At 43.6% G+C, this 26,408-nt stretch carries 22 protein-coding genes; 11 read left to right on the top strand and 11 right to left on the bottom strand.

The features are described from left to right. Nucleotides 1–22: 22 nt before the first annotated feature. Nucleotides 23–2,917: a valine--tRNA ligase gene (locus AC6CHI_RS05820; protein ID WP_498119982.1), complete on the bottom strand. Its 2,895-nt coding sequence runs from the start codon at nt 2,915–2,917 to the stop codon at nt 23–25. Nucleotides 2,918–3,099: 182 nt separating this feature from the next. Here AC6CHI_RS05820 and AC6CHI_RS05815 point away from each other — a divergent pair, with 182 nt between their 5' ends. Then, on the top strand, nt 3,100–3,780 hold the full coding sequence (locus tag AC6CHI_RS05815; RefSeq protein WP_498119980.1) for a hypothetical protein: 681 nt from the start codon (nt 3,100–3,102) through the stop codon (nt 3,778–3,780). 16 nt (nt 3,781–3,796) lie between these two features. Further along, a complete protein-coding gene (locus AC6CHI_RS05810) occupies nt 3,797–4,603 on the top strand; it encodes an SDR family NAD(P)-dependent oxidoreductase (protein WP_458891195.1) in 807 nt (268 codons plus the stop codon). Nucleotides 4,604–4,661: 58 nt separating this feature from the next. Here AC6CHI_RS05810 and AC6CHI_RS05805 read toward each other — a convergent pair whose 3' ends face one another. The 8 genes from AC6CHI_RS05805 to sdsA all read right to left on the bottom strand — a co-directional run bounded on the left by AC6CHI_RS05805 (nt 4,662) and on the right by sdsA (nt 15,297). Next, on the bottom strand, nt 4,662–5,108 hold the full coding sequence (locus tag AC6CHI_RS05805) for a YbjQ family protein (RefSeq protein WP_498119978.1): 447 nt from the start codon (nt 5,106–5,108) through the stop codon (nt 4,662–4,664). A 9-nt stretch (nt 5,109–5,117) separates the two neighbouring features. Further along, complete coding sequence (locus tag AC6CHI_RS05800; protein WP_498119977.1) at nt 5,118–5,465, bottom strand: YbjQ family protein; 348 nt, start codon at nt 5,463–5,465, stop codon at nt 5,118–5,120. 111 nt (nt 5,466–5,576) lie between these two features. After that, nucleotides 5,577–7,025 carry a multidrug efflux RND transporter AdeIJK outer membrane channel subunit AdeK gene (gene adeK, locus AC6CHI_RS05795; RefSeq protein ID WP_498120071.1) on the bottom strand — a complete coding sequence of 483 codons (1,449 nt, stop codon included), beginning with the start codon at nt 7,023–7,025 and terminating at the stop codon, nt 5,577–5,579. Continuing rightward, nucleotides 7,025–10,204, bottom strand: a complete 3,180-nt coding sequence (gene adeJ / locus AC6CHI_RS05790; protein ID WP_498119975.1) for a multidrug efflux RND transporter permease subunit AdeJ — start codon at nt 10,202–10,204, stop codon at nt 7,025–7,027. The genes adeK and adeJ overlap by 1 nt, the downstream gene beginning before the upstream one ends. Before the next feature lie 12 nt (nt 10,205–10,216). Further along, the gene (locus AC6CHI_RS05785) at nt 10,217–11,473 is read right to left on the bottom strand and encodes an efflux RND transporter periplasmic adaptor subunit (RefSeq protein ID WP_498119973.1); all 1,257 of its coding nucleotides are present in this window, start codon (nt 11,471–11,473) and stop codon (nt 10,217–10,219) included. Between the two features lie 32 nt (nt 11,474–11,505). Further along, nucleotides 11,506–12,111, bottom strand: coding sequence for a phosphatase PAP2 family protein (locus AC6CHI_RS05780; RefSeq protein WP_498119971.1), 606 nt, complete (start codon nt 12,109–12,111; stop codon nt 11,506–11,508). Nucleotides 12,112–12,246: 135 nt separating this feature from the next. Next, the gene (locus tag AC6CHI_RS05775; protein ID WP_498119970.1) at nt 12,247–14,298 is read right to left on the bottom strand and encodes a site-specific recombinase; all 2,052 of its coding nucleotides are present in this window, start codon (nt 14,296–14,298) and stop codon (nt 12,247–12,249) included. A gap of 21 nt (nt 14,299–14,319) precedes the next feature. Next, nucleotides 14,320–15,297 carry an All-trans-nonaprenyl-diphosphate synthase gene (gene sdsA, locus AC6CHI_RS05770; RefSeq protein WP_458891599.1) on the bottom strand — a complete coding sequence of 326 codons (978 nt, stop codon included), beginning with the start codon at nt 15,295–15,297 and terminating at the stop codon, nt 14,320–14,322. 440 nt (nt 15,298–15,737) lie between these two features. On the opposite strand from sdsA, the gene rplU reads away from it, so the two are divergent. The 8 genes from rplU to AC6CHI_RS05730 all read left to right on the top strand — a co-directional run bounded on the left by rplU (nt 15,738) and on the right by AC6CHI_RS05730 (nt 23,545). Beyond that, nucleotides 15,738–16,049: a 50S ribosomal protein L21 gene (gene rplU / locus AC6CHI_RS05765; protein WP_100242544.1), complete on the top strand. Its 312-nt coding sequence runs from the start codon at nt 15,738–15,740 to the stop codon at nt 16,047–16,049. Nucleotides 16,050–16,068: 19 nt separating this feature from the next. Then, entirely contained in the window at nt 16,069–16,323 is a 255-nt protein-coding gene (rpmA, locus tag AC6CHI_RS05760; protein ID WP_054580114.1) for a 50S ribosomal protein L27, read from the top strand. Nucleotides 16,324–16,543: 220 nt separating this feature from the next. After that, nucleotides 16,544–18,199, top strand: a complete 1,656-nt coding sequence (locus AC6CHI_RS05755; RefSeq protein WP_498119967.1) for a YadA C-terminal domain-containing protein — start codon at nt 16,544–16,546, stop codon at nt 18,197–18,199. Between the two features lie 219 nt (nt 18,200–18,418). Next, a complete protein-coding gene (gene lolA / locus AC6CHI_RS05750; RefSeq protein WP_498119966.1) occupies nt 18,419–19,117 on the top strand; it encodes an outer membrane lipoprotein periplasmic chaperone LolA in 699 nt (232 codons plus the stop codon). 183 nt (nt 19,118–19,300) lie between these two features. Continuing rightward, nucleotides 19,301–20,095: an RsiV family protein gene (locus tag AC6CHI_RS05745; protein ID WP_498119965.1), complete on the top strand. Its 795-nt coding sequence runs from the start codon at nt 19,301–19,303 to the stop codon at nt 20,093–20,095. 129 nt (nt 20,096–20,224) lie between these two features. Further along, a complete protein-coding gene (serS, locus tag AC6CHI_RS05740) occupies nt 20,225–21,496 on the top strand; it encodes a serine--tRNA ligase (RefSeq protein ID WP_458891205.1) in 1,272 nt (423 codons plus the stop codon). 78 nt (nt 21,497–21,574) lie between these two features. Then, nucleotides 21,575–22,948 (top strand): siroheme synthase CysG, encoded by a 1,374-nt coding sequence (gene cysG, locus AC6CHI_RS05735; RefSeq protein WP_498119964.1) that lies wholly within the window; start codon nt 21,575–21,577, stop codon nt 22,946–22,948. Nucleotides 22,949–23,062: 114 nt separating this feature from the next. Beyond that, nucleotides 23,063–23,545 (top strand): tRNA (cytidine(34)-2'-O)-methyltransferase, encoded by a 483-nt coding sequence (locus AC6CHI_RS05730; RefSeq protein ID WP_498119962.1) that lies wholly within the window; start codon nt 23,063–23,065, stop codon nt 23,543–23,545. Between the two features lie 29 nt (nt 23,546–23,574). On the opposite strand, the gene AC6CHI_RS05725 is transcribed toward AC6CHI_RS05730, so the two are convergent. Further along, on the bottom strand, nt 23,575–23,955 hold the full coding sequence (locus AC6CHI_RS05725) for a winged helix-turn-helix transcriptional regulator (RefSeq protein ID WP_498119960.1): 381 nt from the start codon (nt 23,953–23,955) through the stop codon (nt 23,575–23,577). A gap of 199 nt (nt 23,956–24,154) precedes the next feature. Between AC6CHI_RS05725 and AC6CHI_RS05720 the strand changes: the two genes are divergently transcribed. Continuing rightward, nucleotides 24,155–24,709 (top strand): flavodoxin family protein, encoded by a 555-nt coding sequence (locus tag AC6CHI_RS05720; RefSeq protein ID WP_498119959.1) that lies wholly within the window; start codon nt 24,155–24,157, stop codon nt 24,707–24,709. 68 nt (nt 24,710–24,777) lie between these two features. Here AC6CHI_RS05720 and AC6CHI_RS05715 read toward each other — a convergent pair whose 3' ends face one another. Beyond that, nucleotides 24,778–26,172, bottom strand: coding sequence for an APC family permease (locus AC6CHI_RS05715; protein ID WP_498119958.1), 1,395 nt, complete (start codon nt 26,170–26,172; stop codon nt 24,778–24,780). Nucleotides 26,173–26,408 lie beyond the last annotated feature (236 nt).

The raw sequence follows: 26,408 nt of genomic DNA, 5'->3' as shown, positions 1-26,408 counted from the left end.
TTAAATTTTAAATTACAATAACTTAAAGCGCCGCAATCTGCTCCATATTCGCTTTAATCTTTGCTAACTGGTCAGCAAACTCAGCCAATTTCGCTTTTTCACCTTCAACCACAGCCGCAGGTGCTTTTGCCACAAAACCTTCATTGCCCAATTTAGTTGCAATCTGGTCATGCTGCTTTTGCACTTTGTCTAAGTCTTTTTGAAGGCGACCCAATTCTGCTTTCGGGTCAATTAAACCCTTCATTGGAACAAATACAGATACGTGACCCACAACAGAAGATGAAGACAATGGTGGTTGTTCAGCATCATTTAGGAAAGTAATGCTTTCAACTTTCGCTAAAGCTTTAAACAAGGCTTCAATACGGGTGATCTGTGCTTTTTCAGCTTCAGTGGTGTTTTGAAGCAGAACTGGTAATAAACGTGCATTACCTAAGCCCATTTCACCACGGATGTTACGCACCGCACCAATCAAACCTTGTAACCACTGCATGTCTGCTTCAGCTTGCTCATTGATTTTCTCTTGAGCAGGCACAGGGTATGCCGCAGTCATAATGGTTTCACCTTGAATACCGAGCATTGGCGCAAGCGTTTGCCAAATTTCTTCAGTCAAGTACGGCATAATTGGGTGAGCTAAACGTAAAGATGCTTCCATCACCGCCAACAACACACGACGAACTTCAGCTTTACGCTCTTCAGACACTTCTGCATCGTTTAATACTGGCTTGGTTAGTTCGACATACCAGTCGCAGTATTCATTCCAAATGAAGTCATAAATTGCTTGAGCAGCCAAGTCTAAACGGTAGGTTGCAAAGGCTTGTTGAACCGCAGCTTCCGCTTTTTGTAAACGGCTCATAATCCATTGTTCAGGCAATTCCCAAAGATCAGGACGTGCAGTTTGCCCCACGGTTTGACCTTCAATATTCATCAATACAAAACGGGTGGCATTCCAAATCTTGTTACAGAAGTTACGGTAACCTTCAACACGCTTCATATCGAACTTGATGTCACGACCTGTATTGGCAAGCGCACAGAAGGTGAAACGCACAGCATCTGTACCGTAAGCCTGAATACCTTCTGGGAACTCTTTACGGGTCGATTTTTCAATTTTCGCTGCTTGTTTCGGGTTCATCAAACCAGTGGTACGTTTTTGTACCAAAGTTTCAAGGTCTACACCATCAATCAAGTCTAATGGGTCAAGTACGTTACCCTTCGACTTCGACATTTTCTGACCTTCACCATCACGGACTAAACCATGTACATACACCGTTTTGAACGGAACTTGTGGCGTGCCATCTTCATTTTTCATGAAGTGCATGGTCATCATGATCATGCGCGCGACCCAGAAGAAGATGATGTCAAAACCTGTTACCAACACATCCGTTGGGTGGAAGGTATTGAGGAAATAGTTTTCCGCGTCTTTGGCTTTGTCGCCTGTCCAACCTAAAGTTGAGAAGGTCCACAGGGCAGAAGAGAACCATGTATCCAATACATCTTCATCTTGACTCAATGCAACATCAGCAGGGATGTTGTTGTTAGCACGTACTTCTGCTTCGTCACGACCCACAAAGACATTACCTTGCGCATCGTACCAAGCCGGAATACGGTGACCCCACCAGAGCTGACGTGAAATACACCAGTCTTGAATGTTGTTCATCCACGCCATGTACATGTTGCTGTACTGCTCTGGAACAAACTTGATGCGACCATCTTTCACTGCTTCAATGGCAGGTTCAGCCAGTGGTGCAATTTTCACATACCATTGGTCGGTCAATAATGGCTCAACGATCACGCCTGAACGGTCGCCACGAGGTGGTTTCAAGGTATACGGTTGAATTTGGTCTAACCAGCCTTCAGCTTCCGCTTGTTCAACCAATTTCTTACGTGCAGCAAAACGCTCTAAACCCACATAGTCTGCGGGTGCAGCGATGGTTTTAGAAATTTGCTCGCCCGCTTTGGCAATGTATTCAAATTCAGCCAACACTTCAGCATTTTTGTTGAAGATGTTGATGATTGGCAATTCGCAGCGTTTGCCCACTTCATAGTCATTGAAGTCGTGTGCAGGGGTAATTTTTACACAGCCTGTCCCGAATTCTTTATCAACATACTCATCTTTAACGATAGGAACAGCGCGACCTGTAATCGGCAGAATGATGTTCTGACCGACAAGATGCGTATAGCGTTCATCATCTAGCGCAACTGCAACAGCTGTATCACCGAGTAATGTTTCAGGACGCGTGGTTGCCACCACGATGTGATCTTTACCATCGTGCGTGCGCAGTGATTTATCTTCAAAGAAATATTTGAAGTGCCACAGTGAACCGGCTTCTTCTTTGTCTGACTCTACTTCAAGGTCAGAAAGCGCCGTTTGTAATTTCGGGTCCCAGTTAACGAGGCGTTTACCACGGTAAATCAAGCCATCTTCATGCAGTTTTACGAACACTTCTTTCACCGCATTGGATAAACCTTCATCCATGGTGAAGCGTTCACGTGACCAATCTACCGAAGAACCTAGACGACGGATTTGACGGGTAATGGTGCCCCCCGATTGTTCTTTCCATTCCCAGATTTTTTCAATGAACTTTTCACGGCCCAAGTCATGACGGCTAATGTTTTGCGCGCCCAACTGACGTTCAACCACCATCTGGGTTGCAATACCTGCGTGGTCAGTCCCCGGTTGCCATAAGGTATTTTTACCCGACATACGGTTGTAGCGCGTTAGGGCATCCATAATGGCATTGTTAAAACCATGACCCATGTGCAAGCTGCCTGTGACGTTCGGAGGCGGAATCATGATACAGAATGAATCGCCTTGACCCGATGGCTTAAAGTAGCCTTTGTCTTCCCAAGTCTTGTACCATTTTTTCTCGATCTCAGTCGGATCGTAAGTCGTAGCAATATTTTGCGCAGAATCAGTCATAGTCAGAACAGATAAAAAGTGAATAAAAAATTGCACCTAGTGTAGCAAAAAAATAAGGGCTTTGGGATGTTCGTCAAATGCTTTGTTTCTGCAATTGTCACGGCAGGTGATAGGTTTTATGATGAAGCTTGTAGAACGACTGCGCATCAGATCGCAGAACTTGATAAAAAGGAAAAAATAGAATGAGTTATGTTATTTCACTTCAGTTGAAATCAGCAACCCATCAACGTTTTCAGGACATTCATCAGCAACTCAATCAAGGGCAAAATGACAATTTAGCCAAGGCATTGGGGGAGGTGCTGGCGGATATATCTTATGAAGTGATTGATCAGGTCTTTGGCGAGATTACGCGTGTGTCACAGTCGGGGGATCAGGAATCGGCTCGCGTGATTCAGCATATTATGCAAACCACGCGTAAATATATGCCATGGTCAGTGTCACTTTTTGGCAATGAACGCTTGCTGCCGATGGTGAATTATTTACATGGTTTGATGTCGGAGCAAGACGGGGAATACTTCTTATCCTATCCTGTCGATTCACAAAGTGTAGAGGCACTGCTGAGTAATGCCGAACAAATGCAGCAGGGGATTAATGAGGCTGTCATGCCGGCACTTCATGCATTTACCGACATTGTCGATCAAGGGGTGACCCATCTAATTCGGATTCCGAAACAGATGCTGAAATTTAATGTCATGGTGGATAAAACCTTGAATGGGGTGATTCACGTCACCACGCAAATGGGCTATAAGCGTTTCGACAAGTTAGGTACGCAATATGATGCGAAAACCATGAGTCATTATTTCAATCATTTTCTTGTTTTTTTAAGAAATTCAACCAACAATGAGGGCGCACGCCGCAATTGAATCAGGATAGACAACAATGGCAAAGCTAGACAGTTTAGAAAATAAAGTGGTATGGATTACTGGAGCATCTTCAGGTTTGGGGAAGGCATTGGCACAGGAATGTGCTTTGCAAGGCGCACAAGTTATTTTAACTGCACGTCGTTATGATGAGTTGGAAACCGTCCGTGTTGGTTTGTTGAACCCCGATCAGCATTTGTCTATTTGTATGGACATTACCAATGAAGCCCAAGTATTACATGCCTATGAACAAGTCTTGGCCGCCAAAGGTCGGATCGACTGGCTCATTAACAATGCCGGTTTAAGTCAGCGTGCCCTGATTGCTGAAACCACCATGCAAACTGAACGCACCATTATGGAAGTGGATTATTTTTCACAGGTGTTTTTAACCAAAACAGTGTTACCGACCCTGTTAAAGCAGCAGTCTGGTCGCGTCGTGTTTGTCTCCAGTATTGCTGGTTTATTGGGGGTGCAATATCGCGCTTCTTATTCTGCGGCAAAAGGGGCAATTCATATGTGGGCAAACAGCTTACGTGCTGAAATGGCGGATCAGGGCATTGATGTTTCTGTGGTGTTCCCCGGGTTTGTGAAAACCAATGTGTCGATTAATGCCTTAAATGGGGCCGGACAGGCACAAGGTTATGATAACGAAGTGACGGCCAATGGTTTGGAAGCGGATGTCTTTGCCCAAGACACCGTGAAAGCCTTAATGCAAGGTGAAGAATATATTGTGGTCGGTGGGCGTAAAGAAACACTGGCGGTATTTATGTCGCGTTTATCGCCAAGTGCGCTGTACCGTATGATTCGTAAAGCCAAAGTCAAATAAAGTTGTTCATGCGGGATTAAAAAGCGAGATGGATAGCGATCCTCTCGCTTTTTTTATTTTAAGTTGCGGCTGGTGCTTGAATGGCAGTGCCATAAGCAAATACTTCAACCATGCCGCCTTGCATGCCCATTTCTGTGGTACTTAAGCGTAAGCCCTGAATTTGCGTCGCACCGAGTTTTTCTGCTTCGAGTTTTAGCCGCACAATGGCTTCGCGACGTGCGCGATCAACCACGGTTTCATAGCTAGTCAGTCGACCACCAAGTAGATTTTGCAGATTGGCAATGATGTATTTGAAGTAATCATGTGAGATCACCACGTTACTGCTGACCAGTTGTCCCTGCGCAGTATTTTGCTTAAAACGGCTGCTGTCGAGGCGAATATAGGCGAGCCGTTGTTCCTGCTGGGCCAGTTGCATGAGGTGCTGACGCTCATTGTGCCGTCCAAAGCCCCAACCGACAGCAAACAACACGGCAAAGATGATGACTTGGAAAATTAAACCATCCATGAGTGTGCCTTATGCTGGAAAAGGATCGGGAATACGCTGCTGGGGTTCAACAATCACCGCGGTGCCATAGACGAACAGTTCTGAGGCCCCTTGTGCAATATTCGAGGTCGAAAAGCGAATGCCGACCACGGCATTGGCACCCAAGGCGCGGGCTTTTTCAATCATCCGGTTCATGGCTTCTTGGCGTGACTCTTCTAAGAGTTCGGTATAGGCAGTGAGTTCACCACCGACAATATTTTTTAATCCTGCCAGTAAGTCACGTCCGACATGTTTACTGCGTACGGTACTGCCATAGACAACATCCAGTTGTTGGCGAATATGATGTCCTGGAACAGTTTCAAGATTACTGAGTAACATAAGCAGGTTAAAACCAATGAGAAAATTGAAATAGAATCTTGAAGATAGGAAAAAGTTCGATAAAAAGCAATAAAAAAAGCCCACCGAGGTGAGCTTTGATCGCTTCAACTTTTACTTGGCAGATTTCATTTCTGCAGTTGAAGGTTGATGCTGAATGCTATCACCAGTATTGGCTTTGACCCCGCCACCGAGCGTTTTATACAGTTCAACTTGGTTGTTTAAGTCCGCTTGCTGTAACAACAAGAGGCTTTGCTGTGCGGAATAGGCACTACGCTGGGCATCGAGTACGGTTAAGTAACTGTCGATACCAGCACGGAAGCGCGCACTAGACAGCTTATACGTGGTGTTGGTGGCTTCAACCAAACGACGTTGTGCGGCTAAACGGTCACCAATGTTTTCACGGGTTGCCAACGCATCATTCACTTCGCGGAACGCGGCTTGAATGCTTTGCTCATAACTCGACAAGGCAATTTTCTGGTCAATTTCAGAAATTTTGACATTGGCTTTACGTGTGCCCCAGTCAAAGATTGGAATATCCAAACTTGGACCTAATGACCAAACGAAGCCACCCGATTTAAACAACTCGCTTAAATCTGTCGAAGCATAACCAGCAGAACCCGTTAAGCTAATGGTTGGGTACAACTTCGCTTTGGCTGCACCAATGTTGGCACCCGCAGCAGACAGTTGATATTCCGCTTGGCGAACATCGGGACGGTTGGTCAGAAGATCACTAGGTAAACCTGCACCGAGGGCAGAGCTTCGGCTAACCTGAGTCACGGCTTGTTTAGACAGCAAGTTTTCTGGTACAGCTTGACCCACCAACAGGTTGAGTAAGTTCTGGGCTTGTGCCACTTGAGTCTTGTAGTTCGCTACATCATTACGTGCAGTTTCCACTGAAATCTGCGCTTGACGTACAGGCAATTCACTATCAATCCCCACATCAAAACGTTTTTTGTTGAGATTGTAAGATTCAAGCTGGGCTTTCAAGGTTTGATCGGCAAGTTTTAAACCTGCATTGGCATAAGAGTAGCTGAGCCACGCCTGAGCCACTTGACCAATCAAGGAAATTTGCGTGGCATCACGCGCACTTTGCGTTGCTAGATAGCTGTCTAAAGCATTGTCTTTCAGGCTACGTACACGGCCCCAAAAGTCCAGCTCATAGGCGGTAACCCCTAAACCTACATTGTAAGTGGTGATCGGCTTGGTGCTGCTGAGCGTATCTTGACGTAAAATGCTGCCACTTGCGCCAATGGTCGGTAACTGATTGTTTTCCGAAATTTGATAGGTTTGCTGGGCACGTTGAATATTCAAGGCAGCAGTACGCAAGTCACGGTTGTTGGCAAGTGCCATTTCAATCACTTGTACCAGACGCGGATCAGCAAAAAAGTCTTTATACCCTTGTTCAGCAACGGATGTACCAGAAGCACTCGCTGTGTAACCTTGTGGAATATTCGCTTGAGCGACGGGTTCTGGACCACGCATGCTTTGACATGCTGTCAAAGCAAGCGCAAGTGCCGATACCGCAATGCTACGACCTGAAATAGACCATACATTTTGCATCACGATGTTTGCTCCTGATGATTTTGTTTCTTAGGTTTGTATTTGAAGATACTTCGAATCCAAACAAAGAATACTGGAATGAAGAAAATACCCAAAAGTGTAGAACTAATGACGCCACCAAGCACACCATAACCGACAGAGTGCTGGCTACCTGCACCCGCACCTGCAGAAAGGGCAAGCGGAAGTACACCAAAACCGAAGGCAAGGGTCGTCATAATAATTGGGCGTAAACGCATTTTTGCAGCATGTAAGGTTGCATCAAACAGATCTTCACCTTTTTCCTGCAATTCTTTGGCAAATTCGACAATTAAAATCGCGTTTTTCGCCGAAAGACCAATCACAGCAACAATTGCGACTTGGAAATAAATGTTAAACGACAGGTTAGGGTCACCTTTAATAATCATGCCTAACCAAGTTAAAGTAAACGCACCGACGATACCTAAAGGTACAACCAGCAATACTGAAACAGGAATAGACCAGCTTTCATACAAGGCTGCAAGACACAAGAAGACGATCAACATGGAAAGAACCAGAAGCGGTCCAGTTTGGCTACCAGAATCACGTTCTTCTAAAGATAAACCTGTCCATTCATAGTCGAAACCTTGTAAGCCCATAGATGGCAACTTACCAATAATTTCTTCCATGGCTAACATGGCATCACCCGAGCTCACGCCTGGTGCTGGAGTACCTTGAATATTGACTGAAGATACGCCGTTATAACGTTCTAGACGTGGTGAACCATAAGTCCATTCGCCTGTTGCAAAGGCTGAGAACGGAACCATCGTGCCGGCATTATTGCGGACATACCACTTGTTCAAGTCTTCAGGCATCATGCGTGTATTGGCTTCGCCTTGTACATAAACTTTTTTCACACGACCACGATCAACGAAGTCGTTAATATATGAACCACCCCAAGCCATGCTCATGGTGCTATTGATATCTGCAATACTTACACCCATTGCACCAGCTTGCGCTTGATCAATGGTGATTTGGTATTGAGGTGTATCTTCTTGACCATTTGGACGTACACCCGCTAGGCGTTTGTCTTGAGCGGCCATACCTAAAATGGCATTACGTGCTGCAATTAGTTTTTCATGACCTTGACCGCTCGCATCTTTTAATTGGATGTCGAAACCGGAAGAAACCCCTAATTCAGGCATTGCAGGTAACTGTAATGGCATGATGTAAGACGCATCTTTAACAATCATGTTCAACGCCATACCACGTTGAATGATGGCACCAATCTGCGCTTCAGGTGTGGTACGTTCGCTCCAGTCTTTCAGTTTAATAAAGGCTAGACCTGCGTTTTGACCAACCCCTGTGAAGGAGAAGCCAGAAACCGTAAAGATCGACTGTACATGCTCTTTTTCTTTATTCAAGAAGTAGTCAGTCATTGTGGTGACGACTTTGTCTGTACGCTCAAGACTTGCACTTGGTGGAAGTTGTACAAGGGTCATGACCACACCTTGGTCTTCTTCAGGTAAGAATGAAGAAGGAAGGACTTTGTAGAGACCTACTAAACCAGCAATCACCAAGACATACACAACACCTGAGAACACTTTGTGATGGGTCATACGATTGACACCACCTTGGTATTTCACAGAGAGTTTTTCAAAGCTGCTGTTAAACCAACGGAAGAAGCGTGCAAAGATATTATTACTTTCAGGCTTGTTCGGATCGTGTTGTTTTAACAGGGTTGCGCACAGGGCAGGGGTAAATGTTAATGCCACAATCAATGACAAAATCATTGCGGTGACTAGGGTGATGGAGAACTGGCGGTAAATAACCCCGGTTGTGCCCCCAAAGAATGCCATCGGAACGAATACTGCGGTTAAAACACTGGTAATACCAATCAGTGCACCTGAAATCTGTTTCATTGATTTTTCAGTTGCAACCACAGGATCCAAATGTTCTTCCTGCATCACACGCTCAACGTTTTCGACCACGACAATCGCATCATCGACCAGAAGACCAATCGCGAGAACCATGGCAAACATGGTTAAGGTGTTAATCGAGAAGCCGAACATGTTAATGACTGCGAATGTACCTAAAACAACCACGGGCACTGCAAGCGTAGGAATAACGGTTGCACGCCAGTTTTGTAAGAACAGGAACATGACGATAAAGACCAGAATTACCGCTTCAATTAAGGTGTGTACCACACTTTCAATTGAAAGCTTAATAAATGGGGTTGTGTCATATGCCAGCGTGTCTTCTAAACCTTCAGGATAGTTTTTACGCAGTTCACTTAAACGTTCTTCTACAGCTGCTGCGGTATCTAGCGCATTCGCACCAGTGGCCAATTTGATTGCAATACCGCCAGCAGGTTTACCATTAAATTTTGAATCAAACTGATAGTTATCTGAGCCTAATTCAACACGGGCAACATCACCCAAACGAACCTGAGCACCTGAAGTGGTATTTTTCAGGAAAATATTTCGGAACTGTTCAGGGGTTTGCAACATGCTTTGTGCATTGACGGTTGCGTTCAATACTTGACCTTGAATCGCTGGAGCACCACCCAACTGACCCACCGCTACTTGCGCATTTTGCGCTTTAATCGCAGCAGCTACGTCGCTCGGTGTGATTTGCAAACTGGTCATTTTGGCAGGATCTAGCCAAATACGCATGGCGTATGAACCACCAAATACTTGTACTTCACCCACCCCCGCAACACGGCTAAGTGGTTCAGAAATATTTGAGTTTACATAGTCTTTAATGTCTGCCGCAGTCAGGCTATTATCTGGTGAGTGGAATGCAAGAACTTGCAAGAAGCTCGCACCAGACTTGGTCACTTTTACCCCTTGACGTTGTACATCTTCAGGTAAAAGCGCGGTTGCAGATTGTAGTTTGTTCTGTACTTGAACTTGAGCGATATCAGGATCGACCCCTTGTTCAAAGTTCAAGTTAATCGATGCTTGACCATTACCAGCACTGTTCGATGAAATATAACGTAAACCATCTAGACCATTCATTTGTTGTTCAATGATCTGGGTCACGGTATTTTCAACAGTTTGTGCCGAAGCTCCTGGATACGTTGCAGAAATTGTCACCACAGGAGGTGCAATGGTTGGATATTGGGCAACAGGCATTTTTGTTAGCGTGAGAATACCCGCCAACATGATGACCAGTGCAATCACCCACGCAAAAATGGGGCGATGAATAAAAAATTGAGCCATTCAGTCTACCCCTTAAGCGTGTGAAGTAGCTTTTTGATCAGTATTTGATTCAGCTTGCTTCGCTTGCGGTTTTTCAGTTGGTGCAGGTGCAGAAGCAGTTGGTGCTCCAGCTTGAGGTTGATATGGTTTGGTAGTCACAGTTTGTCCTGCTTTTACTTTCGCCATACCATCGACTACAATTTTTTCACCCACTTTAATGCCTTCAGTCACAATCCAGTCCTGACCTTGAACACCCACCGTTGTTACTGGGCGCGATTCAATCGTCCCTTTTGCATCCACAATCATCGCCATGGCTTGACCCGTTGGAGTACGTGTAATCGCGGCTTGCGGGACTAAAATTGCATTCGGAATCACACCCTGAACAATTTTCGCATTGGCAAACATGCCTGGAAGAAGCAGATGATTCGGGTTCGGGAATACCGCACGAATCGTCACTGTTCCGGTATCAGGATTGACACTGGCATCAGAGAATGCCAAACGTCCTTCTACAGGATATTCGCTGCCATCTTCTAGTTTGAGCTTAACGCGGGTGTTATTGCTGCTGTCGAGGCTGCCCTTACTGAGTTGCTGGCGTAAGCGCAATAACTCAGAGCTTGATTGGTTAATATCCACATAAATTGGATCTAAACGTTGAATCGTAACCAAGGGTTCAGTCTGGTTTGCGGTTACCAAGGCACCCGCAGTTACCGTTGAACGGTTGGTTTGACCCGAAATAGGTGAACGAATGGTTGAATAACCGAGGTCAACTTCAGCATTTTTAACCTGTGCGCGGGCTGCCGCGACTTGTGCTTCCGCCACTTTCACTTGACCGACTAAATCATCATAGTCTTGTTTTGAAACAGCATTACTCGAAACCAGTTGTTGATAACGGTTCATCTTGGTTCTTAATGAACTTAGATTGGCTTCTTGTTGTAGGAGCGATGCTTTGGCATTGTCGTAAGTCGCACGGTTGGCACGAGAATCAAGTTCATACAATGCTTGACCTTCACGGACATAGCTACCTTCTGCAAATAAGCGCTTCAGAATAATACCGCTGGTTTGCGGGCGAACTTCTGATACTTCAAACGCTGTGGTTCTGCCAGATAATTCTACAGATTGTTCGACGTTTTGCGGTTGAGCAACAATAATGCCCACTTCAGTTGGGGGCATTTTTTGAGATGCTGCAGCTTTTTGAGCATCTTCAGGGTCTTTGCTACAACCAACAAGTGCAATACTTGTTGCTAATGCGCAAGCGGTGAGGGCAGGCGCCCAAAGCTTTGCAGACATCATTGTTCCACCTCGGATAGATTATTATCTAAAAATTAAATTATTTTTCGCTTTGTATAATGCGTATACACTATATAAAGCAGGCTAATCCAAATAAAACTTATGCTCCAACCTGCAAGAACATCGGAAGGGAAATGTACACCCAAGTACACTCGCGAACATCCCATCACCATCAGCCATAACACTGCAAAACTACAGATATAGATAGACTTGGAATGGGTCTGATAGAGATAAAGAACTAAACAACTTAATGCTGCTGCATAGACACTATGCGCACTGGGAAAAGAGGCGCCATAACTCTGAACCAAATGCAGCATTTCAGGTGGGCGCGGTCTTGCAATCCAGTATTTAAGTAGCCAAGCAATTGCTCCACTTCCAAATAATCCTAAACAGATTAGAAAGATATATGAGTGTTTTTTATACCTCCATAGTGCTAAACACCATAAAGTGGTAAAAAAAAGCACGAAAGGCATACCGCCGACTGCTGAAAGAAGGGTTGTAATTTGATTGAGTTCTTCAGTGCGATGAAGACTTGCCCATTCGACAATTGTTAAGTCGAGTGTCAGCAAAGTGGGAGTTTTTAAGATCAAAACACTGAAAAATAATAAAAAACAACCAATAATTAACAACAAGTATGGCATGCATTAACCTCTTGTTCGTTTTAACCGGACCTCCCCAGTTAATCTCTGGGTCAAAGTGTACTAGTCAGTACACTTTTTTTCAAGTCTGTGTGAACTCGGTTAAATTTATCTATAGTGAGGTGAAAATATAACAAATCATTTACTTAAAGTTTTGTGATTATTTGTAGTTTCTTCAACCACTAAGGGCGTTTTAGGTGGCCAGAAAAAGTCACTTGGACGGGTCAAAAAGTGAGTGAGAACCAGTTTAGCCAAGGGTTTCCATTGCTCAAACCTTACGCGACGTGCTCTTAAAGCCACAATAATCGTTAGGGTAAAACTCACAAATAAGTTGGTTAAACCAATTAACAGGACCCCGAGAAACGAAACGATAATTAGACCAATATCAGGGCTATCGTTAATATTCATTAAGCCTTGAATAAAGTTGGCAGATGCGAAGGCAATATGACGAATATCGAGAGGGAGTCCTAAAATAAAACCAATGGTTCCCATGCTCCCCAGCATGATGCCAAAGATAAAATTACCTGCCAGTGCCCCTAAATTTCGCTCAATGTATTCAGCGAATGTGTTCAGCCGTTCTTGTCCCAGCATTAATTTTAAATAGACATGGGCTTTAATTCGCGGTCCCACCTTGCGATATACCGCCATGTTGTCAAAATAACCTGCGATCAGACCTGAAAAAAACAGGCAGACGCCTGCAATTGCGGCATGGGGAATCGCGAGAGAAGTGAAGGGATTTAAGTCATGTAAGGCTTTTGCTGCTTTGGCATGATTCATTAAGGGTTCATGCAAACCGATTTGCCAGAGCCATGCAATCAATGCGGCCACAGGAATAGCGATGGAAATGTTGCCTAAAATGGCAATAAATTGCGTGCGAATAATATTAATAATCAGTGCCGCCAATTCCGCAATTTGAGCAGTTTTGGAACCTTTACGCTGTTGTACGGTTGCTGCTAATGCCGCAGCTGTCATGGCGGGTTGTTTCGTGGCAACCGTACAGTGAATAATATGAATGAACATAAAGCCGAATGAATAATTCATACTAAACACAAAAGCTTGCATGATGGGAGCCATCACAACACGCGAAGCCAGCGTTTTTAAAGTCGCCATGATGGCAATAATGACACCTGCACCTGCCGCCGAACGGTACATGGACCAAAAGCTTTTTTTGTCTGTACTTACATAATGTTCACCAGTTTTGCTGGCATTTTCAGTCACTTGTAAGGCAATGAGTTCGCTATTGTTGGCTAAAAGTGCACGTACACTTCGCTCGTTATAAATAGCTTGGGTAATATCAATCAGTAAACTGCTCATGGCTTGATAGCGGAAGTCATCATCTTCAACAATCAATTGCAGTAGCAGCTCGACACGGTCTAAGCATTGTTCGAGTAAGGACAGCAAATAGGTGAGGCTAATGCTCACGCCAATGCGTTTGGTCGCGCGTCGTATTTTCAGCACAACTTCTCGGCATTGATCAATCATGACCATCGCTTGAGCTGCATCGGGTACGGCAATCAACGCAAATTCGTCCTGATTTTGATGCAGGGTTTTATATTGTTGAATAAAATCAATAATTTCGCGATTTTGGACTAAAAATGGAGACTCGTATTCTGTCAGTTCGGGCTGGGCATTAATAAATTCTGGATAGAGACCAATGCCACTAATACGATAAGAAATGACGGTAATGGCTTTAATCAGTTGATCTTTGATCTTGGTCTTTTCTTTTTGATTGCTATGGCCCTGATTCAATAACTGAAACAATTGACGCCAGTGCTGTTCCGAAATTTGGTCCAACCAGTATTGGTCATTCGGTTGGTGAAAGACACGACGAACCAGATCTTGTAATTGCGTGTCGTCATTTATGAGCGGTAAAACATGGGCGCCAAGACGTTGGGCCAGCTGATTCCAGAAACCATCGAGCGACAAAATGCCTGTATCTGCAAATAAACTGGTCTGTTTATATTGATTGATGAGGCGGAGTAAATAGCACTGCAACGTATTTGCTGCTTGAGGGGTTATGAGCAGGCTCTGAATGAATTGTCTAAATTTTAGCTCAATTTCCTCGACATTCTTGCTGTCACTAGGTCGAACGAGATTGACCAGTTCAATCAGTAAACGATCTTCAACAGCTTGAGTGCTCTCAAGCTGTTCCTGCATGTTTCGTAACACATGATTAAATTGGATATGCATAAGCAAATAGGCGAGTCTTCTTTATTGAATTCGGTGTAAAGCCAATTGTGCTAAGTTAGACAAGGCTTGACGATAAGGGCTATCTGGTAAGGCTGTTAATGCAGATAGAGCCGCTTCAGTTTCTTCAGTGGCGCGTTTGCGGCAATAGTCCAAGGCACCTGATTGCTGCACAATGTTGATGACTTGTTCAAGTTGTGCTGTGCCGCCTGTGGCAATACTTTTACGGATAATTTGGTGTTGTTCACCAGTGGTATGTTGTAGTGCAGCAATTAATGGCAGCGTCGGTTTACCTTCCATTAAGTCATCACCAATGTTTTTACCGAGTGTTTCTGCATCAGAAGTGTAATCTAAAATGTCATCAATAATTTGGAAAGCATTACCAAAATGGCCTGCAAATATTCTTAATGGTTCACGATATTGTGGAGTACCTGTCAAAATGGCAGCACCTTCAGTGGCTAACTCAAACAAGCGTGAGGTCTTGCCATGAATAATATCTAAATAGGTTTGTTCTGTGGTATCTGGCTGATGTTGGGCTTGCAGTTGAAGAACTTCACCTTCAGCAATTTCACAAGTTCCTGTAGAAAAGTCTTTTAATAAGGTCATATTATTCAGATCGACCAATAAATCAAAAGAGCGTGAAATCAGGAAGTCTCCAACGAGCACAGCGGTTTGATTGTTCCATGTAGCATTTGCAGTAGGGCGACCGCGACGTAAACCTGACTCATCCACGACATCATCATGCACCAGTGTTGCGGTATGCAGCATTTCAATGATTGCGGCCAATTTGCGTTGCTGCGCCAAATCTTCTGCACCACAGGCCTTTGCCGCAAGTAAACACATAATCGGACGCATACGTTTACCGCCTGCTTCTACGACATGTTTACTGACTGCCATCACCAGAGCTACTTTAGAGGTGATTCCTTCATTAATAAATGTGTCCATCTCAGCAAAGTCTTGAGCTACAGGGGCGAGAATATCTTGCTTAAAGTCGATGGCCATAGGAATAGAAACCTCTACTGGTTGGGTGATGTATTGATCTATTGCGCTGGAAATTGATACGACAACCAATCGATATCTTTGAAACTAAAACCGAACACAGAGCATTGCTAGGTTAGAAAATAGCATCGATTGGTTTGCCTTCATTCAGCTAAAGACGCGATTAGCGACATCAAAAATGTATCTGCTGACTATAGTAGCGAATTGATTTTAAAAATCTATTGTTTATTACACAGTCGTATGTGTTTCATTCTATTTTAATTTAGCATGTTGCTACTTTAACTCCAACTGAGTAGCAAGTTCAGGATTTTTTTTGAAGATGGCTTGTTGTTTGTGCGATTATCACTTAAAATCTGTCCCCTTGTATAACCCCAGTGGCGATCGTTTTAAGATCGATATATCCCTTTATCGGCACGACGACACGGGCATGTTTGGAGTACATTATGTACGCAGTAATCCAAAGCGGTGGTAAACAGCACCGTGTAGTTGAGGGTGAAACCCTTAAAGTTGAATTATTGAAAGCTGAAACTGGTGCGACTATTACGTTTGATGACGTATTAATGGTTGTAAACGGCGAAAGCATTCAAATCGGTGCTCCAGTTGTAGCTGGCGCTAAAGTAACTGCAGAAGTGGTTGGCCATGGTCGTCACGACAAAATCCGCATCGTTAAGTTGCGTCGTCGTAAACACTACCGTAAGCAAACCGGTCACCGTCAATGGTTTACCGAGTTGAAAATTACTGGTATCTCAGGCTAATCACGAGGAGTAAATAGACATGGCATCTAAAAAAGCCGGTGGCTCGACTAAGAACGGTCGTGACTCAAATCCTAAGATGTTAGGTGTTAAAGTTTACGGTGGTCAAACTGTAACTGCAGGTAACATCATCGTTCGTCAACGTGGTACAGAATTCCACGCTGGTGCAAATGTTGGTATGGGCCGTGACCATACTTTATTTGCTACTGCTGACGGCGTAGTAAAATTTGAAGTGAAAGGTCAATTTGGCCGTCGCTATGTAACTGTTGAAGCTTAAGCTTAAATAGTTCGAGAAAACCCGCTTTGAGCGGGTTTTTTTATTTAAATTTTTTATCGTTAATACCTAATAAATAAAGAATAATTTAATCATGTTCCGATAAGAAAAAGCCTTATTAGTTAAAGTTTCTTTTATCACAATATACCTATAAATGGTGATGTACATCACATTATTTTAAGGGTGTAATAGTGTGAATAGGAGAAAGATAAGGAAGTAAGACATGAAAAAAATAGATAAAAATGTCTTGAACTCTTCGGACAGCCAAATTACGCAAGGCTTTGTGAATGAGTTGAAAAATGAACAAAGCCCAGTGAGCGCTGCAATTGCCACCGCAATGAATCTAAATCAACTTGAGCCAAATCATTATTTACCTAAACAAAAGTTTGCTTTGAAAGTGCTTCTTTTAAGTGCAATTTTATTGACAGCGAATACAAATGTTTTTGCAGCTTCGTGTAATGCTAATCAAGACACAGGTGATTGTCCAACCGATGGAATACCTGGACCTACTGGTCCTACAGGACCTGCCGGTGATAGTGCCTATCAAGTAGCAGTCAATAATGGTTTTGAGGGGACTGAAACAGAATGGCTTGACAGCCTACAAGGAGCAGATGGCCAAGATGGTATGGATGGCACAAATGGTATTGATGGTCAAGATGGAGATAGTGCCTATCAAGTTGCGGTGAACAATGGTTTTGAGGGGACAGAAAGCCAATGGTTAGATAGTCTTCAAGGCGCAACTGGTGCTACAGGCGCAACTGGTGCAACGGGAGCTACAGGTGAAACAGGAGCCACTGGTGCAACGGGAGCTACAGGAGCTACAGGCGCAACGGGTGCTACAGGTGCAACGGGAGCTACAGGTGAAACAGGAGCCACTGGTGCAACGGGAGCCACTGGTGCAACGGGAGCCACAGGTGCTACAGGAGCTACAGGCGCAACGGGTGCTACAGGTGCAACGGGAGCTACAGGTGCAACGGGAGCCACAGGCGCAACTGGTGCTACAGGCGCAACTGGTGCCACAGGTGCAACGGGAGCCACAGGCGCAACTGGTGCTACAGGTGAAACAGGCGCAACTGGTGCAACGGGAGCCACAGGTGCAACGGGAGCCACAGGCGCAACGGGTGCTACAGGCGCAACGGGAGCTACAGGTGAAACAGGCGCAACTGGTGCCACAGGTGCAACGGGAGCCACAGGCGCAACGGGTGCTACGGGAGCCACAGGTGCTACGGGAGCCACAGGCGCAACGGGTGCTACAGGCGCAACTGGTGCACTAGGTGCTCAAGGTTTGAGTGCTTATCAACAAGCAGTATCACAAGGCTATGAAGGTACTATTACTGAATGGCTAGAAAGTTTAAAAGGTGCAACGGGTGCTACAGGCGCTACTGGTGTAAGTGCATATAATGCTGCAGTTACAAATGGCTATAAAGGAACCATTATAGAATGGTTGGCTAGTTTGAAAGGTGAAGCGGGTGCTGATGGAACCAATGGTATTACCCCAGAAGCCATGGCAGCGGCAGATACGACTATCCTAAATCAAGCGAAAACGTATGTAGATCAAGTAGGAAAACAAACCTTAAATGATGCGAAAGCTTATACAGACAGCCGAGTCAATGCATTGAATCAAGATATGCGGAGATTAGAGGATAAAACCTATGCCGCAGTTGCTTCAAGTATTGCGATCGCGTCCTTACCGCAACCTACTGAAGCTGGTTATAGTATGTTTAGTGCTGGTGTCGGTATGTGGGAAGGAGAACAAGGTTATGCCTTCGGTATGAGTGGTGTGACTGAAAGTAATAAATATGTCTATAAAGCAGCAGTAACATTTAATAGTGAAGGTGACTTTGGAGCTGGCGCTTCAGTGGGTTGGCAATGGAAATAAGTAATCCTTGTCTTTGCTCAAGCAGGGAAGCCTCTGATGATTCAGGGGCTTTTCTGCATTTGAAAATACCAATAAGATCTTCATTATGATGAATGGATCACTACATTTCACCTTAATAAATATACAAATCTTCTTATTTTCTCGATTATTAGCCTAAAAATTTAGTTTAATATGAGTCTTTCCAAAGATTGCAAACTTGCAAAAAAGAAAGGTGATGACATGAATATGCTTCGTAAAACCATGTGTGCTATGACATTGGGAGCTGCGAGCTTGGCTCCAATGATGAGTACGACTGTTTTTGCGGCACCTGTCGCGGCATCGGAGCAACAAGCAACAGCTAACTTGGTAAAACAATTAAGTGGTATTCAGAGCTTAAGTGCGAATTTTGTACAAACCACCAAGGTAACATCGGGAAATCGCAGCAGTCAAAAGAAAGGCTTGACGGCTCAACATATGAATCAGGCTTTTAAAGGTACAATGAAAGTCGCTCGACCAGGGAAGTTTTTCTGGGAAACGACATCGCCAGCTAAGCAAACCATCGTGACTTCAGGCAAAACAGTATGGATTTATGATCCAGATTTACAGCAAGCGGTGCGTCAGAATCTAGATGAACAAGTTGCGAATACGCCAGCATTGTTATTGTCGGGTAATACCAACCAAATTATGAAGTCTTATCGCATTACTCAACCGAATAAAGGCAAAACCTATTATACCCTTTATCCGAAAAGTGATGATGGTGCCTTCCAAAGCTTAACGATTAGTTTTGGTATAAACAAAGCCCCGAATCTTATGATTTTACAAGATTCATTGGGTCAAACCACTTATGTGAAGTTCAATAATGTAAAGCTTAATGCGGCAATTCCTGCATCGACGTTTAATTTTACTCCGCCAAAGGGCACGGATATTATTGATCAATAAGCTGAATCTTGTTTTTGATTGAAAATTGAGCCATAAAAGCAGCGACCAGATCGCTGCTTTTTAACAAGAGAAAAAAGAAAATAGTTGCTAGATAGGGTCGGGCTACATTTTGTAATGTCTTCTAGAAGTCAGACTTTGTATAGTGAAGACAATATTTAAAAATGCCGAACTTAAGGTCTATTTATGAATGCTTTTCAATTAAAACAACGATATTTTGTCTTACCGCTGCTTTGTTCTACCATTTTATTAACAGCTTGCCAACCTAAGGAAGCATCCAAGCCAGTTTCAGATTCTAAGGCGGCCGAACACTCGACAACCGTAGATACGATTCCCGCCATTCAAGCCAAAGTGGTTGCGGTGAAATTAAATAAACCGGAAGCCTGTGAGGCTGAAGGATGCACACAGTATGATATTCAAACTGTGAAAACGAACATGCAATGGATTGATCAGTATTTTATGGATCGGATAAAAAAAGCCGATCCAATAGCCTTTTCGGATCAGCCCAATCAAAAAGTGCGTTTGGATGATAATGCTCAACCGAGCCTGAATCAAAGCTCGACTTATGTGCGTTATGTCGGACAGAACAATAATTTTGCCACCTTTGCCATGCAAAGTTACACTTATTCCGCAGGTGCAGCACATGGCATGTACCATCAGGAATTTGTGAATTTTGATTTGAAACAGAAAAAACGTTTAGCCTTGCAAGATATTTTGCTTGAGGGTGTGGATACACAAGTTTTAGAGGCGCTGTATGATAATAATTTGAATTGGCTACAAGAACATAATATTGAAAAAGGCAAATTGCAGTTGAGTGATAATTTTTATTATGGTGCGAATGGACTGGTCTTTGTTTATCCATTGTATGAGCTGGCCTCCTATGCAGAAGGCATGAGTGAGCTGACTTTGCCCTACTACACACTGAAAAAATTTGTCCGTCCAGAATATTTACCAAGTCTGCCGCAATATCCTGAGCATTAAAGTTTATAGCCATCAGCTTAATTGATGGATTATTACCTGAATGTCTCGGTGTCGGAACGTTGTTGACTGTATTTTTTAAGATGAACAGCTTACACTATAGCCAGTTTTTTCCCTTAGCAAAGATTGGCTATGATCGACCCGAAATTAATCAGAACAAATATTGAGGCTGTAAATTTAGCCTTAGCAAAACGCGGTATCCAGTTGGATGTAGAAGAGTGGGCATCATTAGAAGCTCGCCGTAAAGATTTACAATCCAAAACAGAAGCTTTACAAGCTGAGCGTAATGCGGGTGCGAAGCAAGTCGGTCAAATTAAAAAAGCGGGTGGCGATGCTTCTGAAATTATGACGCGTATGGCTGCGATTGGTGACGAAATCAAAGCGGCCGAAGTTGCGTTAGCAGAATTGCAGGCAGAGCTTGAAGCTAAATTGTTGTCTATTCCAAACATGCCACATGAGTCTGTACCAGAAGGTAAGGACGAAAGTGATAATGTTGAAGTGTATAAGTGGGGCACACCACGTAGCTTTGACTTTGACATCAAAGATCATACGGATCTTGGTGAGTGGATGGGTGGTTTAGAGTTTGAAACGGCAACCAAACTTACTGGTTCGCGTTTTAGCGTGCTCAAAGGGCCTTTAGCACGTTTGCAACGTGCGCTCACCCAATTCATGCTCGATACGCATACGCTAAAAAATGGCTATACCGAAGCGTATGTGCCGTATTTGGTCAATGCAGACTCTTTGCGTGGTACGGGCCAACTGCCTAAATTTGAAGAAGATTTGTTCAAATTGCAAGGTGAAAAAGAATACTATTTGATTCCGACTGCCGAAGTGCCTGTAACTAATTTTGTGCGTGACGAAATTATTGATGCAGATCGTTTACCGTTAAAATATGCAGCACATACGCCATGTTTCCGTAGTGAAGCGGGTTCTTATGGTCGTGATACGCGTGGTTTAATTCGCCAACATCAATTTGATAAAGTTGAGATGGTGCAAATTGTTAAACCAGAAGATTCAATGCAAGCCCTTGAAGAATTAACCGGTCATGCAGAAGGTATTTTGCAAGCATTAGGCTTACCTTACCGTAAAATCACATTATGTGGCGGTGATATGGGCTTTGGTGCTGCAAAAACTTATGATCTTGAAGTTTGGGTGCCGAGTCAAAACACTTATCGTGAAATTTCTTCATGCTCAAATATGTGGGATTTCCAAGCGCGTCGTATGAAGGCACGTTATCGTGCAGATCAGAAGAAGACCGAGTTTGTGCATACTTTAAATGGTTCTGGACTTGCCGTCGGGCGTACTTTATTGGCCGTGATGGAAAACTATCAGCGCGCAGATGGCTCGATTGAGATTCCAGAAGTATTGCAACCCTATATGGGCGGCTTAACCTTCATTGACTAATATTAAAGTCGATGAATGACTGCATTTGTGCACGAAAATTGCTTTAAGACGATCAGATACAAATATTAGAGGTATTCCGTGGAGATATTTCCAATCTCTTTGAAGTTGCAACAGCAAGCGTGTCTGATTGTCGGCGGTGGGCGTATTGCCTATCGTAAAGCAGTTTTATTAGCCAAAGCAGGGGCAATATTGCATGTGCTTGCGCCTGAAATTGAACATGATCTATTGGCTTTGGTAGAACAAACCCAAGGCCAGTATTTTGCTGAACATTTTGCCATGCAAGTCAATTTGCGTGACTATCGTTTAGTGATTGCTGCGACCAATGACCGTGCTGTCAACCAGCAGGTATTTGAAGCTTGCGAAGCCGAAAAGGTACTGGTCAATAGTGTGGATGATCCGCCACATTGTCGCTTTATGGTTCCTGCCATTATTGATCGTTCCCCATTGGTGATTTCAGTTGCCAGTAACGGTACTTCTCCAGTGTTGTCGCGTCAGCTACGGACTCAGTTAGAAACCTTAATTCCCCATGGTATGGGTAAGCTGGCTGAGTTTTCAGGGAAATGGCGTGCAACGGTGAAAGAGAAAATCAGTAATCCAGATGAGCGTCGAATTTTTTGGGAAGACTTGTACGCGGGTCCACTCAAAGAGCAGGTGTTTCATGGTAATGAGGCTGAAGCTGATCGGCTGATTGAACTCGCCTTAGAGGCATGGAAAACGCCAAAAGGCGAAGTGTATTTGGTCGGAGCAGGACCTGGAGATCCAGAACTGCTCACCTTAAAAGCCCTACGCTTAATGCAACAAGCGGATGTGGTGATTTATGACCGCTTGGTATCGCAACCGATCATGGATCTCTGTCGTCGTGATGCTGAAAAAATTTATGTCGGCAAAGCACGATCTAATCATGCTGTTCCGCAAGAAGGCATTAACGCTTTATTGGTGAAATACGCCAGTCAAGGTAAACGAGTTTGCCGTCTCAAAGGAGGCGATCCGTTTATCTTTGGTCGTGGTGGAGAGGAAATCCAAGAACTGTTTGATGCTGGTATTACCTTTCAAGTGGTACCAGGCATTACGGCAGCATCAGGCTGTTCCGCTTATGCGGGCATTCCACTTACCCATCGGGATTATGCGCAAAGTGTACGGTTCTTGACCGGACATCTTAAAGAGGGTTCACCTGAACTGCCTTGGCCTGAACTGGTTTATGAAAATCAGACGCTGGTGCTCTATATGGGCTTGGTGGGTCTAGAGAATACTTGCCAACAATTGATTGCGCATGGTCAGCGCCCGAACATGCCTGTCGCCCTGATTTCAAAAGGCACGACTCCAGAACAGAAAGTTGTGGTGGGAACTTTGGCAGATATTGCCAGCAAAGTCAGTGAACATCATATTCAAGCGCCAACTTTAACCATTATTGGTGAAGTAGTGAGTTTGCGCGAACAATTACAATGGCAATAGCACCTTGCCATTGTTTCATCCATTCGCTATCTCTTTTATTTGCAATTGCGGTATGGCACTGTACCGTAATTGGCAAGTAGCATAGATGGTCAAGTTATTAAGTAGAGAAAAACTGTGATCCATGTTGTTTTATACGAGCCTGAAATTCCTGCCAATACAGGAAATATCATTCGTTTATGTGCCAATACTGGAGCGCAGCTACATCTGATTAAGCCATTGGGTTTTGAGTTGGATGATAAAAAACTGAAACGAGCAGGCTTGGATTACCATGAATGGGCACGTATGCAAATTTGGGACAATATTGAACAATGTCTTGAATTTTTAGCCGCGCAAGGGGTGGATCAGAATGCAGTTTATCCTTTGACTACCAAAGGCACTGAAACGCCGCATACTTCTGATTTGAATCGCCCGATTGCTTTGCTCATGGGGCCAGAAACACGTGGTTTACCCGAACATGTCCGTTTAATGTTTCCTCAGCAACATTGGATTCGTTTGCCAATGGCACCAAATTCTAGAAGCTTGAATTTATCGAATGCGACAGCCGTGATTGTTTATGAAGCTTGGCGTCAGCAAGGCTTTAAGTCTTTAGCCGAATAATCCATTATAAAAGTAGAGTGAGTTTAAACTCACTCTACGTGCTCTTGGCGTTGGTCAAATCCCGCCCTTAAATCGAGAACTTTTTCCATATTGGCTTCGACCCAGTCTTTGAGTTGATAGGCATTTTGCGCAAAGTCTTTGCCAATTCCTGTCAGTTGATACTCCACGCGAATCACATTATCTTCATGAATTGTCCGTGTTAGAAAACCATCCCGTTCTAAAATTTTTAATTTTTGCGACAGTACTTTAGGTGAAATACCTAAGATATTCTTTTTCAGTTCGTTAAAGTACTGAGGCCGCTGATCCAGCGTATAAACAATTAACAGAATCCACTTGTCTGCAAATTTTTCAAAAAATAGTCGTGCAGGACATTCTGGGTGAAAAATATTAAATTTCATTGGCTTATTCATATCACACCTGCCGAATCTATCTGTTTGGAACAGTCAAACACCGTTTTGCTAGACCAGTTACCAAGTGGTAACTAATTGATACTAGGTTGCATAAGTGTATCATGGATTCATACACGGTAAAGCTGTTCAGTGCGAAAGGGTTCTGCTGAGAAGCTCAGTTGGGGCTAACCCAGCATGATGTCAAGATGAGGAAAACAAGATGTCGAATATTGCAGTCGTATATTTCTCTGGCTATGGTCATACCAAAGTAATTGCACAAACCATGGCAAATAAAATTGCAGCGCATTTAATAGAAATTGATAGCAATGGTGAAATTCAAGAACAAGATTGGCACACGCTCGATCAATCTGATGCAATTGTATTCGGTGCGCCCACCTATATGGGGTCAGCCCCTTGGCAATTTAAGAAGTTTGCAGATGCGAGCTCAAAAAAATGGTTCACTCGTGCGTGGCAAGACAAAATTTTTGCAGGATTTACCAATAGCGCAAGTTTGAATGGTGATAAGCAAGTGACCTTAATTCAACTCCAGACCTTGGCTTCACAGCATGGTGGTATTTGGGTGAGTCTCGGTTTATTACCTGCAAATAGTAAATCGGCAACCCGAGAGGATGTGAATAATTTAGGTGGTTCTGTTGGGTTATTGGTGCAAACGCCTTCAGATGCCGGAGTCGAAGAGATTCCATCCGGTGATTTGCAGACAGCTGAAGAGTATGCGCAGCGTATTGCTGCAATTACGCAGAAATTTGTTGCTTAACTGTTGAGATCAAGTTGAATAAAAAAAGACGCTAACGCGTCTTTTTTTAATGAATTTAACACTACAAATTAGTGATGATCATCAAACTCATTGTGCTGTGGAGCAGGTTGTTTGAAGCCTTTGGTTTTATAGCCTAAGTATAAAATACCAAACATTGCCCACCACAAACCGTATTTCAACGCGGTTTCTTCAATTTCGAGCCACATCGCAAAAATACTGATGAAACCAAGCATTGGAATCACCACAAAGTTGATGATTTCTTTGGCTGTTTTGGTGCGACCATCGCGTAATGCATAGCGAGAGATCACAGACAAGTTTACAAAAGTAAAGGCTGTTAATGCACCGAAACTGATCATTGAAATCACGATATCCAGATCCATAAAGCCCGCGGTCAGTGCAACAGAACCAACAATTAAAATGTTGTAAGATGGTGTATACGTTCTCGGACTAATATGACCAAATACTTTCTTGTTGATCACGCCATCACGCCCCATCACATACATTAAGCGTGATACGCCAGCATGTGCTGAAATCCCTGATGCCATAACCGTTACGATCGCAAAATACAGTACCGCTGTTTTGAAGGCTACGCCACCAACTGCCTGTAAAATATCAGGCTGGGTTGCAGCAACATCTTCAAAATAGGTTTTTGGATCATTCGGGAAGTAGATCTGCATAAAGTAGGTACTGATAATGAAAATAATACCTGCAATTAATGCCGTCATAAAGATGGCTTTAGGCAAAGTCTTTTCAGTATCTTTGGTTTCTTCAGCCAAAGAGCTGAGCGAGTCAAAACCTGTGAATGAGAAGCAGAGTAGGGTTGCACCAGTAATTAATGCACCAACAGTGGTCATCTCGTTCCAAAATGGTTCTAGACTCCAGAGTTGATAGCTTGCATTGACTAAAGTGCCATCTGCATTCACACCAGCAGCAAGTAATTGATATACCATCCATGTAAAGTAAGCAATTACACCTAACTGAACGAAAACAATCAGACTGTTAAAGTTGGCAACAAAACGCGCACCACGAAGGTTAACCCCAGTCATAAATGCAGTTAGACCAAACACCCAAACCCAATGGTTTACATTAGGGAATAAGGCTTCAAGATAAATCACCGCCAAAATAATATTGACCATTGGTGATAAAAGATAGTCTAACCATGATGACCAACCCACCATAAAACCGACATTCGGGTGAATCGATTTTTGTGCATAAGTATATGCAGAACCCGAAGATGGATAGCGACGGATCATGTGTCCATAACTAATGGAGGTAAATAAAATTGCAATCAGGGCAATAATATAAGAGGTCGGAACATGATAATGGCTTTCTTCTGATACTAGGCCAAAAGTATCGAACAAAGTCATTGGTTGAATATAAGCTAAACCAATGATGATAATGTGCCAAAGTCCAAGCGTTTTCTGCAGTTTAGCTGCCGATTGAGTCCCAGAGATATTTGTCAACGGCGTTATCCTCTTAATCGTTGATCAAGGATCAGTCATGTTTATAAGGATCGTTTGAGACGAACGATCCCCCCTACGAGTAAATAAAGTGCGCCAATCTATCCTAAATTGATGGCACTTGTCAGTAATTTTGTAGAATTTTTTAGCAAATTCTCTGCCAAATAGGTGAAAAAATAATGACTCTAGTGTCATTGACGAAAAAGCCTGATGTTTATACATCAGGCTTTAAATGATCA

The organism is Acinetobacter sp. GQ146, assembly GCF_059758585.1.
This window is presented reverse-complemented; position numbering and strand designations above follow the sequence as displayed.

Excerpts from the sequence above, each read along its gene's own strand:
- AC6CHI_RS05725 (WP_498119960.1), bottom strand. The coding sequence starts at position 23,955 with ATGAATAAGCCAATGAAATTTAATATTTTTCACCCAGAATGTCCTGCA.
- AC6CHI_RS05800 (WP_498119977.1), bottom strand. The coding sequence starts at position 5,465 with ATGTTACTCAGTAATCTTGAAACTGTTCCAGGACATCATATTCGCCAA.
- adeJ (WP_498119975.1), bottom strand. The coding sequence starts at position 10,204 with ATGGCTCAATTTTTTATTCATCGCCCCATTTTTGCGTGGGTGATTGCA.
- AC6CHI_RS05755 (WP_498119967.1), top strand. The coding sequence starts at position 16,544 with ATGAAAAAAATAGATAAAAATGTCTTGAACTCTTCGGACAGCCAAATT.
- AC6CHI_RS05820 (WP_498119982.1), bottom strand. The coding sequence starts at position 2,917 with ATGACTGATTCTGCGCAAAATATTGCTACGACTTACGATCCGACTGAG.
- adeK (WP_498120071.1), bottom strand. The coding sequence starts at position 7,025 with ATGCAAAATGTATGGTCTATTTCAGGTCGTAGCATTGCGGTATCGGCA.
- AC6CHI_RS05720 (WP_498119959.1), top strand. The coding sequence starts at position 24,155 with ATGTCGAATATTGCAGTCGTATATTTCTCTGGCTATGGTCATACCAAA.
- rplU (WP_100242544.1), top strand. The coding sequence starts at position 15,738 with ATGTACGCAGTAATCCAAAGCGGTGGTAAACAGCACCGTGTAGTTGAG.
- AC6CHI_RS05805 (WP_498119978.1), bottom strand. The coding sequence starts at position 5,108 with ATGGATGGTTTAATTTTCCAAGTCATCATCTTTGCCGTGTTGTTTGCT.
- AC6CHI_RS05810 (WP_458891195.1), top strand. The coding sequence starts at position 3,797 with ATGGCAAAGCTAGACAGTTTAGAAAATAAAGTGGTATGGATTACTGGA.
- lolA (WP_498119966.1), top strand. The coding sequence starts at position 18,419 with ATGAATATGCTTCGTAAAACCATGTGTGCTATGACATTGGGAGCTGCG.
- AC6CHI_RS05785 (WP_498119973.1), bottom strand. The coding sequence starts at position 11,473 with ATGATGTCTGCAAAGCTTTGGGCGCCTGCCCTCACCGCTTGCGCATTA.
- serS (WP_458891205.1), top strand. The coding sequence starts at position 20,225 with ATGATCGACCCGAAATTAATCAGAACAAATATTGAGGCTGTAAATTTA.
- AC6CHI_RS05745 (WP_498119965.1), top strand. The coding sequence starts at position 19,301 with ATGAATGCTTTTCAATTAAAACAACGATATTTTGTCTTACCGCTGCTT.
- AC6CHI_RS05780 (WP_498119971.1), bottom strand. The coding sequence starts at position 12,111 with ATGCCATACTTGTTGTTAATTATTGGTTGTTTTTTATTATTTTTCAGT.
- AC6CHI_RS05775 (WP_498119970.1), bottom strand. The coding sequence starts at position 14,298 with ATGCATATCCAATTTAATCATGTGTTACGAAACATGCAGGAACAGCTT.
- rpmA (WP_054580114.1), top strand. The coding sequence starts at position 16,069 with ATGGCATCTAAAAAAGCCGGTGGCTCGACTAAGAACGGTCGTGACTCA.
- AC6CHI_RS05815 (WP_498119980.1), top strand. The coding sequence starts at position 3,100 with ATGAGTTATGTTATTTCACTTCAGTTGAAATCAGCAACCCATCAACGT.
- sdsA (WP_458891599.1), bottom strand. The coding sequence starts at position 15,297 with ATGGCCATCGACTTTAAGCAAGATATTCTCGCCCCTGTAGCTCAAGAC.